This is a genomic window from Olsenella sp. Marseille-P4559 (genome assembly GCF_900605015.1).
Classification (GTDB): Bacteria; Actinomycetota; Coriobacteriia; order Coriobacteriales; family Atopobiaceae; genus Tractidigestivibacter.
The window spans coordinates 32,767-44,565 of the sequence record NZ_LR027575.1 but is presented as its reverse complement, the minus strand read 5'-3'; the positions used below and the strand labels follow the sequence as shown (position 1 = coordinate 44,565).

The window sequence follows — 11,799 nt, the reverse complement described above, 5'->3', positions numbered from 1 at the left end:
CCGGTGGGGTCGGGCGTGGACGTGTGGTACGACCCCTCCGACCCCTCGCGCGCCTACGTGCAGAGGCCCGTGCGCAGGTACCGGGTGGGGATCATGAACCTCCGCATCTGGGTGATAGGGCTGGCCGCCTTGGGGGCATTCTTTGCTTGGCTTGCGGTCAGCATTGCCTAATCGCGGCCCGCGCCCGCGGAAGGGAGAGGAGGACAAGAGCCATTGCCGCCGCGTGACGAAGCCCGCACAACGTACTCACGACCCCCTACCGCACTCCCTGCCCCAGCGGCGGCATCGGTTCCCACGCAGGGTCGCGCAAGGCCTCCTTGGAGTCTTTGTAGCCCGCCCAAAGCCTTGCCCAGCTGGGGCCGAAATGCCCGCGGTCAACCAGGGCCAAGCGCAGGAACTCCTTGGCAAACGAGAGGAACGTGCCAAAGCCGTAACCCACGGGGTTGTAGTCACCGTGCAGCATGAAGTAGCGCGCCATGTAGCCGCGGTTGCGCATGATGTGGTAGCGGGTCATATCAGAGGTTGAAGAGATCTGGCGCATGCCGGACGCACCGACCTCCTGGTGACGTACCTCTCGCGTTCTTCTCAGCACAAAGTCTGGCACCAGCACGGGCTGGCATACCTTGCTGGCAAGGTAGCCGTAGACGGCGTCATCGTAGTAGATGAAGAAGCGGTAGTCGGGCAGGCCTATCTTCTCAACAACGCAGCGCCGGAAGAGCGCCCCCTCGAAGCACATCACGTTTACGTCTATATGGTCCGCACCGTTGAAGCCAGCACGCGAAAGCGGATTGTAGATGCACAGCGACGTCAGGAAATGGTGCTGCCAGAAGAAGGGCGTGCCATCATAGTCGTAGCGCTGGCCCTGCACCACATCATACCTGGCCGACCATGGCTCAAGACGCTCTAGGGCATCGGGAAGCACAGCCACGTCATCATCCATGACCCAGAACCACTCTGCTCCAAGCTCGAAGGCACGTCTCACGCCCTCTGAGAAGCCACCAGATCCCCCAGTGTTGGTCTCCTGCGGGTCGTAGACCACTCGTGTCGTCCCGCCCGCAGAGTCGGGCTCTGAAGAGGTCCCGCCCCACTGCGAGGCAACGCGCGCCGAGAAGTCCGCAACCATCTGGGCCGTCTTGGCCGAATCCTCGTTGTCCACCACCACAACGCGCCATGGCGCAACGGTGAGCTCCGCGATCGAGTCAAAGAGACGCCCCAGGAGCTCTTGTCGCTTGAAGGTGACTATCACGATTGCGAGACGATCCATGTGCCATCCAAGGTCGCGGTGGTCAGTGCGATATGCGAGGCGTGTCTCGGCAGGGGACCACGTGGCAGGCCGACACCGAACCGCTCAAGTCACTGTATTATAGGGTACGGCCGCGGACCCACCGTGGCGGTCGGCGGCAGGGAGGTCACGTGGAAGCCACGAATGCAGGCAGCAGGGCACCCAGGGGCAAGAGGCGCTTTGCGCACAAGGTGTCGGTTGTGGTGCCCACCTACAACGTTGAGCGCTACCTCGACCAGTGCCTCACAAGCATCCAGATGCAGCCCTTCGCAAACGTCGAGGTCATCTGCGTGAATGACGGCTCGACCGACGGCTCGCTCGGCATCATGCAAGAGCATGCTGCCAGAGACCCCCGCGTGCGCGTAATCGACAAGCCCAACGCCGGTTACGGAGCGGCATGCAATGCCGGCATCGATGGTGCCACCGGTGACTACGTGGCCATCGTCGAACCAGACGACTACCTCACCGGCAACATGTTTGGCGACCTTCTCGACTTTGCCGACTCGCTCGATGGTGGCCCAGTGGACATCGTGAAGTCATCCTACTGGCGAATCTTTAACGCAGGGACCCCCCATGAACTGCGCACGGTTTGCCTGTACCAGGACCGCGTGAATCCGCCGCGCCAGCCCTTTGCCATTGGGGACGGCGTCGCCCTGCTCGAGCATCACCCCTCGATCTGGACGGCCCTGTATCGCAAGGCCTTTCTCGATGGGCGCGGCATTCGCTTCCGCGAGTACCCTGGGGCCGCTTGGGCCGACAACCCGTTCCTGGTGGAGACCCTCTGCCAGACGGATCGCATTGCATACGTCAATCGCCCCTACTACAACTACCGCGAGGACACCGAGGAGAAGCTCGTGTCATCCACGCGGCGCGACCCCTTGCTGCCCATCGAGCGCTGGAACGATATGCAAGACATTGTCGAGCGCCTTGGGGTCACAGACGAGCGGGTCCTCTCGGCGCAGACCAAGCGAGCCATCAGCTACTGCGGCCTTACCATCGACGCGGTTGGCCTTGGCTATCCCGGCGTGCGCGAGGCGATAGCGCAAACATACCAGAGGCTCGACTACGGCCTGGTGATGGGGCAGCCGCTGGTGACGCCAGCGGCAAAGCGGCTTTTCTGCGAGTTCACGGGCAGGCCCGATCCACAGGTTGGGCGGCTCTCGATGCTGCCCGCGGCGGCCGGCGAGGTATGGTATCGCCTGCGCCACACAAGCCCCAGCTACACGTGGTTCTCGATTGCGAGCTTCATGCGACACCGACGGGGGCGCATCGGCAGCAAGGGGTAGTGGATGACGCTATGAGACAAGGGGGCAGTCCCCTTGTCTCATAGCGACGTGCAGAACGGGCCCAAGCCCCTCTCGCCACCGCGCCTCATGAACGAGGCGAGAAAGCCTTCGGTGTAGGCGAGCCCCGCATTGCCGGATCTGATGGGACCTTGCATCGCTTTTGCGCCCACGCCGCGCGGACGCGCCACATCGGCGGCAAGACGCGCGCGGTCAGAGGAGACCATCTCCCCCACCAGCTGCCGCCGCTCCTCGGCGGAGAGGCCCGACCTGTCCGAGAAGACCCCGGTGACGCAGTCAACGAGGCACTCGAAATAGCGATTCTGGATGAGACCCATGCTGGTGGGATCCCCGTCGAGTCCCCAGTGGTGGTAGAGGCCCACGAGCGTTCCGTACTGTCGCTCGAGTGCGCGATAGTCCCGCACCGAGAAGCCCGGCAGACGCTGTGGCGAGCGGCCCTCGACGTGGTAGTTGATGTGTCCGGTGAGGCCAACGCGCTCGACGTCGCGCACGTAGCCGGCCATGAACGAGAGGGCGTCGTTGCAATCGCCGTCCCCGTCGGCAAACGAGAGGCCCAATTGCTGGACGCGCGAGCGCAGGAACAGCTTTGCGCAGGGCGACGAGAGGAGATTGCCTTCAAAGAGCTGCCAGGCACCAGCCCGGAAGTCATGCTGGGTTGGGAAGACGTGCAGAGGCTGGCCTGCCTCGAGGGAATCCTGGCGTCGCCCGTCTCGCAGGACAGATGCCGAGAAGCCCGCGATGGCAAGTTCGAGCGAGGACTCCTCCGCAAGACTCACGAGGTCGGCAAGCATGTCAGGGTTTGCCCATCCGCCCGCGTCAAAGAACACGAGATAGTGGCCACGGGCACGAGACACACCAAGGTCAAGGGCCCCTGCCAGGCCGCACCCATCGGCCTGCACCAGCGAAATGGAAAGGTCTCGCTCCGCGATGGTGTCGATGACGCTCGGCGTCCCATCCGTCGAGCCATCGTCCACCACGATGGTCTCATGGTCTCTCAGCGTCTGGTTCTGGATGCTCTCGAGGGCTCGCCGAATCGTGGCCGTATTATCGCATGTGGCGACGACAACCGAGACAACGGGTTCTCTGTGCACAGAGCCTGGCATATTCCGGTGCGACTCTCCTCCCCGAAGACCGTTTTGGTGGACTACGTAACAGCCCCATCAAATGTTGAGGAAAGAGTATCAGCCGTTCGTGAAGCCTGCGTGACAAACCCGGGCAACTACCATTACTACAAACAATGTGCAGGAGAGGGACACAGTCTGTGGCTCCTTGCCACCGTTCGCCGCCCCAATCGGAGCGCTTGGCTCACGCCCGAATAGCTTTATTCCCCGTTGCTCACGAGCGTGCCCACGGCAAGACCAAGCGATACCTGGTCAATCACGCTGTTGCCTGTCGAGACGCTGTTGCCGCTCTCGTCGGTGGTCGTCTCGTCCGTAACCGGAGCGTCGAGCCTCGAGAGGCCATCGGTCCCTGCCGACTGGACCTTCTCGGCAAGATCGAGGATCTCCTGCGTAGACATGTCGGTACGGATGGACGAGAGGAACTCGGAGGCACGGCTCATCAGCGAGTTGACCCCCACGCCGGCGAGCGAGCGCACCTCGTCCCACACCGAGTTCGTAGAGACAATCACATGCGTGACCGGCAGGTTCGCGGCCGTCGAGAGCGGCGAGACACACGCAGCCGCACCCGCGCTGTTGAAGAGTTCGGCCAGCGTCGTGTCCTGCCCGTTGTAGGAGACCCTCACGTTGGTGGGGATGGAGACGAGCGTACCCGTAGCAGCGGTCTTGTCGTAGACCAGAAGCTCTGCCGAGGAGAGGTTGGCACCACCGCTCTGGGACGCGTCCAGGCTGTCCGTCGTGAGGAGCAGGACGCCCATGAAGCTGTGCTCCGAGACGGTATAGCCCAGATCCGAGATGGAAGAGGTCTTGCTCACCGAGGAGCTTAGGCCCCTGTCTCCCAAGTGCGACTGCGCCTGGGCTCGTTGCCAAGCCGTGTTAACCACAATCCCGCAGGCGACAAACACAACGACAAGCACGATGGCGGCAATGAGGTTGCGATGCGGGTTGTCGCGAGGTACGTCGATTCGCTCGAATCGCTCACGCTGCCTGGCCATGGAACCCCTTTCGTTAGCCTACGCATGGAGCCGGGCATCCCGGCGTTTAGAAGAGAATACCTGATGCGGAGACGATAAGTCCCACGACAACCCCGACCGCATAGACGAACGCGGTGATGGCGACGTTCTGGCGCAGATGGTCGTTGGTGCGGAAGAGCACGAGAAGCCCAACGCCCCCAGAGGCGAGAAGCCCCGCAACCATGGGGCCCGCACTCAGGACGCCATCGAGGTAGAGCTCGGTGATGGCCACAGAGGCTCCGCAGTTGGGAATCAGCCCGACAAGGGCGGCCAGCAACGTTGCGCGCACGGGGTGGCTGCCCAGAAGCCGTGCGAGGACGTCTTCCCCCATGACCTCGATGAGCAGGCCGAAGAGGAAGGTGATGAGCAGGATGAAGCCGGTCACCTGCACGGTATGGATGGCAGCAGAGCGTACGATGCCCCAGCGGCCATACCCGTGGTGATGGTGGCAGCCGCGCACCTCGCCAGAGCCCTGCCTGGCCTCCTCCACGGCGTCGCTCTCCTCGCCCCCATCGTCATCACAGTGGCAGTGGGCCCGCTCGCAGAGCTCGTGAATGCGCGGCTCGGGATTGCCCACATGGCGCACGGCACGCATCACCGCATCGAGCAGGAGGCCCACGACAAGGCCAACGATTACCTTGAGCAGCACGATCGAGAGCAGGCGCCCCACGGGCTCCTGGTGAGCGAGAAACACGGGCACCATCTCGTCCGAGGTCGAGAGAATCACGGCTACCAGCGTGCCCGCCGTCACAACGCCGCCCGAGAAGAGCGTGGCGGCCATGGCTGAAAAGCCGCACTGCGGGATGGCACCGAGAAGGGAGCCCGCCACGGGGCCCGCATGGCCGGCACGGGTAACCAGGCCCTGCATGCGGCCTTCGGCGGAGTGCTCGAGGGCCTCCATGTCCACGTAGGTCACAAACAGGAACGGGACCAGCTCGAGCGTGTCGAGCACCGATTCGATGATCACGTCGACGAATATGTCCAAGACGCATCCTCCATGAGAGGGCACTGGGCTACACCCAGGGCGCAAGAAGTCCATCGGGGTATTCTACTCGAACAAACGTAAGCCCCTGCGCCGGAGCGCACGGTCCCGCAGCAACTCGGTCGCAGGCGGCAAGCACCTGGGACACCCACGAGGGTTCGCGATGCCCCCTTCCAACCTCGACGAGCGTGCCGGCAATCGTGCGTACCATGTTATGAAGGAACGCGTTGCCCGTAACGTCTATGGCGACAAGAGGCTCGCCCGCCTCCTCGATGCGCGAGACCTCCATCCGTTCGAGGTAGCGGCAGGTGGACTTCCCCTCGGCCGAGGTGGCCTTGCAGAAGCTCCTGAAGTCATGCTCCCCCACCAGGCAGGCCGCCGCCTCGTGCATGACGTCCGCGTCCAGGCTTCCTCGGTGCCACCACGCGTGATCCCATGCGAGCACGGGGCGTGCGTCGCCCGTTGCAATGCGGTAGCGGTATGAGCGCGAAACCGCATCAAAGCGCGCCGAGAAGCGCGCATCGGCGCGGTAGAGGCACCGTATCGAGATGTCGTCGGGCGTCAACGCCACAAGCGAGCGAGAGAGCGCATGCCCCGCAAGCCCAAGCTCCCTCTCGCTTACGGGAACGCTTGCGTACTGCGCCAACGCGTGAACGCCAGAGTCCGTGCGCCCAGCGCAGACCAGCTCGACCTCGCGACGAAGGACGGTCGAGAGGGCGCGACGCAGCTCTCCGGCAACGGTTCGCTGGGCGGGCTGTTCGGCAAACCCCGCAAACGCAGTGCCGCGATATCCCACGAGAAGCACGAGCGTCCCTGCGGCGGGAGCCCCCTCCACCAGGGGGACGTCCCGCTCGGCACGGTCGGGCCTGTGCGTGGGTGGCGCACACGGAGCGGCGCTCGGGTGGCTGGGTAGTGCACCTGTCATGTGGTTGGGCCCCACTTTCGGCAGACGATTGCAACGCATGGAGCTTACCACGAGACGCACGCTCCCCAGGCAGGGCAGGGACCCCAGCCCCTCTGCGAGCTATCCATCGTCGTGCACCTTCCCGACAACTAGCTGAAAGGGTCCCGGCCAATTTGGACGGGACCCTTGAATCGCCTCGATGGGAGGATGCCCTACTCGGACTTCTCCTCAGCCTCGGAGGCAGGCTCCTCGGCCTTGGGCTCCCCGGCCTTGGTCTCCTCGGCCTTGGGCTCCTCGACAGGGGCGGGTGCGGGGGCAACCTTGGTGACCGTGGCCTTGGGCTCAGCCTTGGCCTTCGGCGCGACGGCCTCGGTCACAAGCTCCATGATGACGACCTCGGCGCCGTCCCCCTTGCGGGGGCCAAGCTTCATGATGCGGGTGTAACCGCCGTTGCGGTCGGCCCACATGCCCTGAGCGGCCTTCTCGAAGATCTCGCGTACGACTTCCTTGTCGCCGATCTTGGCGATGGCAAGGCGGCGCGAGTGCAGGTCGCCCTTCTTGGCCCACGTGATGACCCTGTCCACGTCGGGACGGATGGCCTTGGCGCGTGACTCAAGGGTCTTGATGCGATCGTTGGCAAGCAGGGCAGAGACCAGGCTCTTCTTCATTGCCTTGGTATGGCTGGCATCGGTGCCGAGCTTCATGCCCCTCTTCTTGTTATGCCTCATGTCTAGCTTCTCCTATGCGATGCGAGCGGCAGCCTAAGCCTTGAGGGACAGTCCCATGGACTCAAGCTTGTCCTTGACTTCCTCGATGGACTTGACGCCAAAGTTGCGAATGTTGAGAAGGTCGTTCTCGGAGAACTCCACGAGCTGGCGTACGGAGTGAATGCCGGCGCGCTTCAGGCAGTTGTAGGAGCGGACGGAGAGGTCCAGGTCCTCAATCTGCTTGTCGAGCTCGGCGTTGTCCTCCTCGGCGCCCGTCGCGAAGATCGACTCGTCCTCCTGTGGCTCGTCGACGTCCGCAAGGCCCATGAAGGCCGTCATGTGCTGGTTGATGATGTTGGCGGCCTCGACGATGGCGTCACGCGGGCTGATGGAGCCGTTGGTCTCGACCTCAAGCAGCAGTCGGTCGTAGTCGGTGTGGCGACCAACACGGCAGGGCTCGACGAACTTGGCGCAGCGGCGCACGGGCGAGTAGAGCGAGTCGACGTGAATGATCCCGATGGGGTCACTCTCGCGCTCGTTGTCGTCACCAGAGACGTAGCCACGGCCAATGCCAATGCGCATCTTCATGGAGAGGTGCGCGTCGGTGCCGAGGGTGCAGATAACGTGGTCGGGGTTCACAAGCGTGAACTCCGTGGGGATGTCAAAGTCCCCACCGGTGACCGTCATGGGGCCATCGACGTTGATGGAGGCGGTGGCCTCCTCGCCGGTGCCCATCGCACGGAACACGAGGCCCTTCACGTTGAGGACGATATCGGTGACGTCCTCGTAGACACCCGGCACGGTGGTGAACTCATGCTGCACGCCATCAATCTGGATGGCCTCGACGGCGGCGCCCTCGAGAGAGGACAGCAGCACGCGGCGCAGCGAGTTGCCCAGCGTGTCACCATAGCCACGCTCGAGCGGCTCCGCGCTCACGCGTGCGAGGTTGTCATTGATCTCTTCTACCGACACTGTGGGCCGGATGAACTCGGACATTACTACCTCCAAACTGTGCCGGCTTACTTGGAGTAGAGCTCGACGATGAGCTGGGCATCGATGTCGAGGTCGATCTGGTCACGACTGGGAAGTTGGAGCACGGTGCCCTGGAGCTTCTCGATATCGACCTCAAGCCAGGCCGGCACAGCCATGTGCTCGGAGGAGACGAGGGCCTCCTTGATGGGGAGAAGGTCCTTGGCCTTGGGTGCTACGGCGATGACGTCACCGGCCCTCACCTGGTAGGAGGGGATGTCCACGCGGTGGCCGTTCACGGTGATGTGACCGTGGAGCACGGTCTGGCGGGCCTCCTTGCGGGTGCGGGCGAAGCCAAGGCGGAACACGACGTTGTCGAGCCTGGACTCGAGGATGGCCATGAGGTTGTCGCCCGTGATGCCCTCGCGCTTAAGGGCCAGCCTGTAGTAGCTGCGGAACTGCTTCTCGAGAACGCCATAGATGAACTTGGCCTTCTGCTTCTCGCGGAGCTGTGTGCCGTACTCGCTCTCCTGGCGGCGGCGCTGCCTGGGCTGGCGGTGAGATTCCTTATTGATTCCCATGACGACGGGATCGATGCCGAGCTGACGGCACCGCTTAAGGACAGGCGTCCTGTCAACTGCCATTAGTGGTGTCCTTCCTAGCTACACGCGACGACGCTTGCACGGACGGCAACCGTTGTGCGGGATGGGGGTCTTGTCCTGGATGCCCGAAACCTCAAGGCCAGCAGCCTGGAGGGAACGGATGGCCGTCTCGCGACCGGAACCGGGGCCCTTGACGAACACGGAGACCTTGTGCAGGCCGTGCTCCATGGCTGCCTTGGCAGCGGCCTCGGCGGCGAGCTGCGCCGCGAACGGGGTGGACTTACGGGAGCCCTTGAAGCCAACGGTGCCACCAGACTGCCAGGAGATCACGTTGCCCTGGGGGTCGGTGATGGAGACGATGGTGTTGTTGAAGGTGCTCTTGATGTGAGCCTGGCCAACCGCGATATTCTTGCGCTCGGAGCGGCGCACGCGGGTGGTGCGGGCATTCTTCTTCTGCGGCATTGTGTTATCCCCTTACGCCTTCTTCTTTGCACCGATCTGACGCTTCTTGCCCTTGCGGGTGCGAGCGTTGGTGTGGGTGCGCTGGCCGCGAACGGGGAGGCCCTTGCGGTGACGAAGGCCGCGGTAGCAGCCAATCTCCATCAGGCGGGCGATGTTTTGCCTCACCTCGCGGCGAAGGTCGCCCTCGGTGGTGTAGTTGGCATCGATGTAGTCACGGATCTTGGTGACCTCGTCCTCCGTCAGGTCCTTGACTCGAGTGGAGGGATTAACACCGGTAGCCGCGCAGATCTTGGTAGCGCTGGTCTGGCCGATGCCGTAAAGGTAGGTAAGTCCGACCTCGACGCGCTTGTCACGCGGAAGGTCGACGCCATTGATACGGGCCAACGTGAATCTCCTCTCAGTTACTAGCCCTGACGCTGCTTGTGGCGCGGGTTCTCGCAGATTACGTATACCTTGCCATGGCGACGGATGATCTTGCACTTGTCGCACATCTTCTTGACCGAAGGACGTACCTTCATGTGTCTTTCCTTCCAGTAGTAAGTACCTGTACTGGTAGTGCATCATGCCCGGCAGGTGGTGCTGCCTGGCCTATATCTTCTCGCCCAGCCGCAGGCGTGAATAACCAATCGCTGCGCGCAACGCCTACTTGTAGCGGTAGGTGATGCGGCCCCTCGTGAGGTCATACGGCGAGATCTCCACCACGACCTTGTCCCCGGGAAGAATCCTGATGTAGTTCATCCGGATCTTGCCCGAGATGGTGCAGAGGATGGTCTTACCGTTCTCAAGCTCGACGTTGAACATGGCGTTAGGCAGTGGCTCGACGACCTTGCCCTCAAGCTCGATAGCATCCTGTTTGCTCAAATTCAACCCTCTCAACGCTGTGACAGCGACCAAATATCTTACCTAAAATCCTCACAAACGTCCACGTTGCACTCAAATCGCACAACGTAGGCGCAGATCTGCGCTACGAGAGGGCGCTAGGCACCCCATCCCCGCCCTGCATGTTGCACCACGGCCCGATCTCGTCAGCCGTGAGGATGATGGGCCCATCCTTGGTGATGGCAACCGTGTTTTCGTAATGCGCGGCCGGAAGGTGGTTGTCGGTGACCACTGTCCAGCCGTTCGAGAGCGTATGCGAGTCGTAGGCACCCATGGTGATCATGGGCTCGATGGCGATGACCATCCCAACCTGCAGGCGAACCCCGCGTCCACGCTTGCCGAAGTTGGGGACGTTGGGGTCCTCGTGCATGACATGGCCCACGCCGTGCCCAACGTAGTCGCGAACCACCCCATAGCCATGGGACTCGGCGAGCTCCTGGATGGCAGCGCCGATATCGCCAAGGCGGTTGCCCAAAACGGCCTGCTCGATGCCCGCCCGGAGGCAGTCGCGCGTAACCTCGCAGAGGCCCTTGCTCTCATCAGAGACATTGCCAACATAGAACGTCCAGGCGTTGTCTCCTACCCAGCCACCAAGCGTGGCCCCGGTGTCAATAGAGATGATGTCACCGTCCTGCAGCGCAACGGCAGGCGACGGGATGCCATGGACAATCTGCTCGTTCACCGAGGCGCAGATGCTTGCGGGAAAGCCACCGTATCCCTTGAACGTTGGGGTTGCGCCGTGCAGGCGAATGTAGCTCTCGACCACCTGGTCGATCTCTTTCGTGGTGACGCCGGGACGAACCATCTCCCCGGCACGACGAAGGGCCGCCTTGGACACAGCCCCGGCGGCCTTCATCTGCTCGATCTGTTCAGGCTCTTTGATGTGGATCATGCGGTGAGGAGCGCCTTGACGTCGGCATAGACCTCGTCGACCGGCCTGTCTCCATCGACCTCCTTGAGAATCGAGTGTCCACGATAGTACTCGATGAGGGGGGCCGTCTGCGTCTGATAGACATCAAGGCGCCTCTGGATCGTCTCGGGCTTGTCGTCGTCGCGCTGGTGCATCTCGCCACCACAGCGCGGGCACACGTCGACACCCGCAGGTGCGGTGTAGCCACAAGAGCGGCAGGTGCGGCGGGAGCTTAGCCGCGTGACAATGACCTCGGGCTTGACGTCGACGAGAAGCGCGGCGTCAAGGTCGCGCTCCATGGCCGCGAGCTCGGAGTCAAGGGTCACGGCCTGCGCAGTGTTGCGGGGAAAGCCGTCGAGAATGAAGCCGGCCTGGGCATCGTCGGCCATCAGGCGCTCCTTCACGAGGTTGATGACGAGCGCATCGGGTACGAGCTTGCCGGCATCCATGTAGGACTTTGCCTCGAGGCCAAGCTTGGACTGCGCCTTGACGGCAGCGCGTAGGAGGTCGCCAGTGGAGATGTGGACGAGGCCAAACTCCTCCACGAGCTTCTGCGCCTGCGTGCCCTTGCCCGCACCCGGTGCACCGAGCAATACGATGTTCATGTGCATCCTCCTTCGAAAGAAGGGTGCCGGCCCCATGGCCGGCACCCAGCGCTACGGTTTGC

The 11,799-nt window shown here is 63.0% G+C and carries 16 protein-coding genes; 2 read left to right on the top strand and 14 right to left on the bottom strand.

Annotated elements, in window-relative coordinates; translation table 11 throughout:
* Window positions 1-93 precede the first annotated feature (93 nt).
* The gene (locus E0E00_RS15465) at window positions 94-171 is read left to right on the top strand and encodes a hypothetical protein (protein WP_371683409.1); all 78 of its coding nucleotides are present in this window, start codon (window positions 94-96) and stop codon (window positions 169-171) included.
* 85 nt (window positions 172-256) lie between these two features.
* Here the strand turns inward: E0E00_RS15465 and E0E00_RS11725 are convergent, their stop codons facing one another.
* Window positions 257-1,264, bottom strand: a complete 1,008-nt coding sequence (locus E0E00_RS11725; protein WP_130812735.1) for a glycosyltransferase — start codon at window positions 1,262-1,264, stop codon at window positions 257-259.
* Between the two features lie 149 nt (window positions 1,265-1,413).
* Between E0E00_RS11725 and E0E00_RS11720 the strand changes: the two genes are divergently transcribed.
* Entirely contained in the window at window positions 1,414-2,568 is a 1,155-nt protein-coding gene (locus tag E0E00_RS11720; RefSeq protein WP_207302756.1) for a glycosyltransferase, read from the top strand.
* Window positions 2,569-2,606: 38 nt separating this feature from the next.
* Here E0E00_RS11720 and E0E00_RS11715 read toward each other — a convergent pair whose 3' ends face one another.
* The 13 genes from E0E00_RS11715 to E0E00_RS11655 all read right to left on the bottom strand — a co-directional run bounded on the left by E0E00_RS11715 (window position 2,607) and on the right by E0E00_RS11655 (window position 11,737).
* Window positions 2,607-3,689, bottom strand: a complete 1,083-nt coding sequence (locus tag E0E00_RS11715; protein ID WP_130812733.1) for a glycosyltransferase family 2 protein — start codon at window positions 3,687-3,689, stop codon at window positions 2,607-2,609.
* 218 nt (window positions 3,690-3,907) lie between these two features.
* Window positions 3,908-4,699, bottom strand: coding sequence for a hypothetical protein (locus tag E0E00_RS11710; protein WP_130812732.1), 792 nt, complete (start codon window positions 4,697-4,699; stop codon window positions 3,908-3,910).
* A gap of 46 nt (window positions 4,700-4,745) precedes the next feature.
* Complete coding sequence (locus tag E0E00_RS11705; RefSeq protein WP_207302755.1) at window positions 4,746-5,702, bottom strand: putative manganese transporter; 957 nt, start codon at window positions 5,700-5,702, stop codon at window positions 4,746-4,748.
* Between the two features lie 28 nt (window positions 5,703-5,730).
* Window positions 5,731-6,624 carry a tRNA pseudouridine(38-40) synthase TruA gene (truA, locus tag E0E00_RS11700; RefSeq protein ID WP_207302754.1) on the bottom strand — a complete coding sequence of 298 codons (894 nt, stop codon included), beginning with the start codon at window positions 6,622-6,624 and terminating at the stop codon, window positions 5,731-5,733.
* Window positions 6,625-6,815: 191 nt separating this feature from the next.
* Window positions 6,816-7,331: a 50S ribosomal protein L17 gene (gene rplQ, locus E0E00_RS11695; RefSeq protein WP_130812730.1), complete on the bottom strand. Its 516-nt coding sequence runs from the start codon at window positions 7,329-7,331 to the stop codon at window positions 6,816-6,818.
* Between the two features lie 33 nt (window positions 7,332-7,364).
* Window positions 7,365-8,306: a DNA-directed RNA polymerase subunit alpha gene (locus E0E00_RS11690; RefSeq protein WP_130812729.1), complete on the bottom strand. Its 942-nt coding sequence runs from the start codon at window positions 8,304-8,306 to the stop codon at window positions 7,365-7,367.
* A gap of 23 nt (window positions 8,307-8,329) precedes the next feature.
* The gene (gene rpsD, locus E0E00_RS11685) at window positions 8,330-8,923 is read right to left on the bottom strand and encodes a 30S ribosomal protein S4 (RefSeq protein ID WP_130812728.1); all 594 of its coding nucleotides are present in this window, start codon (window positions 8,921-8,923) and stop codon (window positions 8,330-8,332) included.
* Window positions 8,924-8,941: 18 nt separating this feature from the next.
* Complete coding sequence (gene rpsK / locus E0E00_RS11680) at window positions 8,942-9,343, bottom strand: 30S ribosomal protein S11 (protein ID WP_059052952.1); 402 nt, start codon at window positions 9,341-9,343, stop codon at window positions 8,942-8,944.
* 12 nt (window positions 9,344-9,355) lie between these two features.
* Window positions 9,356-9,727: a 30S ribosomal protein S13 gene (gene rpsM / locus E0E00_RS11675; protein WP_130812727.1), complete on the bottom strand. Its 372-nt coding sequence runs from the start codon at window positions 9,725-9,727 to the stop codon at window positions 9,356-9,358.
* A 20-nt stretch (window positions 9,728-9,747) separates the two neighbouring features.
* A complete protein-coding gene (gene rpmJ, locus E0E00_RS11670; protein WP_013252436.1) occupies window positions 9,748-9,861 on the bottom strand; it encodes a 50S ribosomal protein L36 in 114 nt (37 codons plus the stop codon).
* Window positions 9,862-9,985: 124 nt separating this feature from the next.
* Window positions 9,986-10,204 carry a translation initiation factor IF-1 gene (gene infA, locus E0E00_RS11665; RefSeq protein WP_075575875.1) on the bottom strand — a complete coding sequence of 73 codons (219 nt, stop codon included), beginning with the start codon at window positions 10,202-10,204 and terminating at the stop codon, window positions 9,986-9,988.
* A gap of 103 nt (window positions 10,205-10,307) precedes the next feature.
* Window positions 10,308-11,114: a type I methionyl aminopeptidase gene (map, locus tag E0E00_RS11660; protein ID WP_130812726.1), complete on the bottom strand. Its 807-nt coding sequence runs from the start codon at window positions 11,112-11,114 to the stop codon at window positions 10,308-10,310.
* Window positions 11,111-11,737: an adenylate kinase gene (locus E0E00_RS11655; RefSeq protein WP_130812725.1), complete on the bottom strand. Its 627-nt coding sequence runs from the start codon at window positions 11,735-11,737 to the stop codon at window positions 11,111-11,113. The genes map and E0E00_RS11655 overlap by 4 nt, the downstream gene beginning before the upstream one ends.
* Window positions 11,738-11,799 lie beyond the last annotated feature (62 nt).

Bases quoted from the DNA above. Each gene is read 5' to 3' on its own strand.
- E0E00_RS15465 (WP_371683409.1), top strand. From the start codon at position 94: ATGAACCTCCGCATCTGGGTGATAGGGCTGGCCGCCTTGGGGGCATTC.
- truA (WP_207302754.1), bottom strand. From the start codon at position 6,624: ATGACAGGTGCACTACCCAGCCACCCGAGCGCCGCTCCGTGTGCGCCA.
- rpmJ (WP_013252436.1), bottom strand. From the start codon at position 9,861: ATGAAGGTACGTCCTTCGGTCAAGAAGATGTGCGACAAGTGCAAGATC.
- E0E00_RS11690 (WP_130812729.1), bottom strand. From the start codon at position 8,306: ATGTCCGAGTTCATCCGGCCCACAGTGTCGGTAGAAGAGATCAATGAC.
- rplQ (WP_130812730.1), bottom strand. From the start codon at position 7,331: ATGAGGCATAACAAGAAGAGGGGCATGAAGCTCGGCACCGATGCCAGC.
- E0E00_RS11715 (WP_130812733.1), bottom strand. From the start codon at position 3,689: ATGCCAGGCTCTGTGCACAGAGAACCCGTTGTCTCGGTTGTCGTCGCC.
- rpsD (WP_130812728.1), bottom strand. From the start codon at position 8,923: ATGGCAGTTGACAGGACGCCTGTCCTTAAGCGGTGCCGTCAGCTCGGC.
- E0E00_RS11655 (WP_130812725.1), bottom strand. From the start codon at position 11,737: ATGAACATCGTATTGCTCGGTGCACCGGGTGCGGGCAAGGGCACGCAG.
- E0E00_RS11710 (WP_130812732.1), bottom strand. From the start codon at position 4,699: ATGGCCAGGCAGCGTGAGCGATTCGAGCGAATCGACGTACCTCGCGAC.
- E0E00_RS11725 (WP_130812735.1), bottom strand. From the start codon at position 1,264: ATGGATCGTCTCGCAATCGTGATAGTCACCTTCAAGCGACAAGAGCTC.
- rpsK (WP_059052952.1), bottom strand. From the start codon at position 9,343: ATGCCGCAGAAGAAGAATGCCCGCACCACCCGCGTGCGCCGCTCCGAG.
- map (WP_130812726.1), bottom strand. From the start codon at position 11,114: ATGATCCACATCAAAGAGCCTGAACAGATCGAGCAGATGAAGGCCGCC.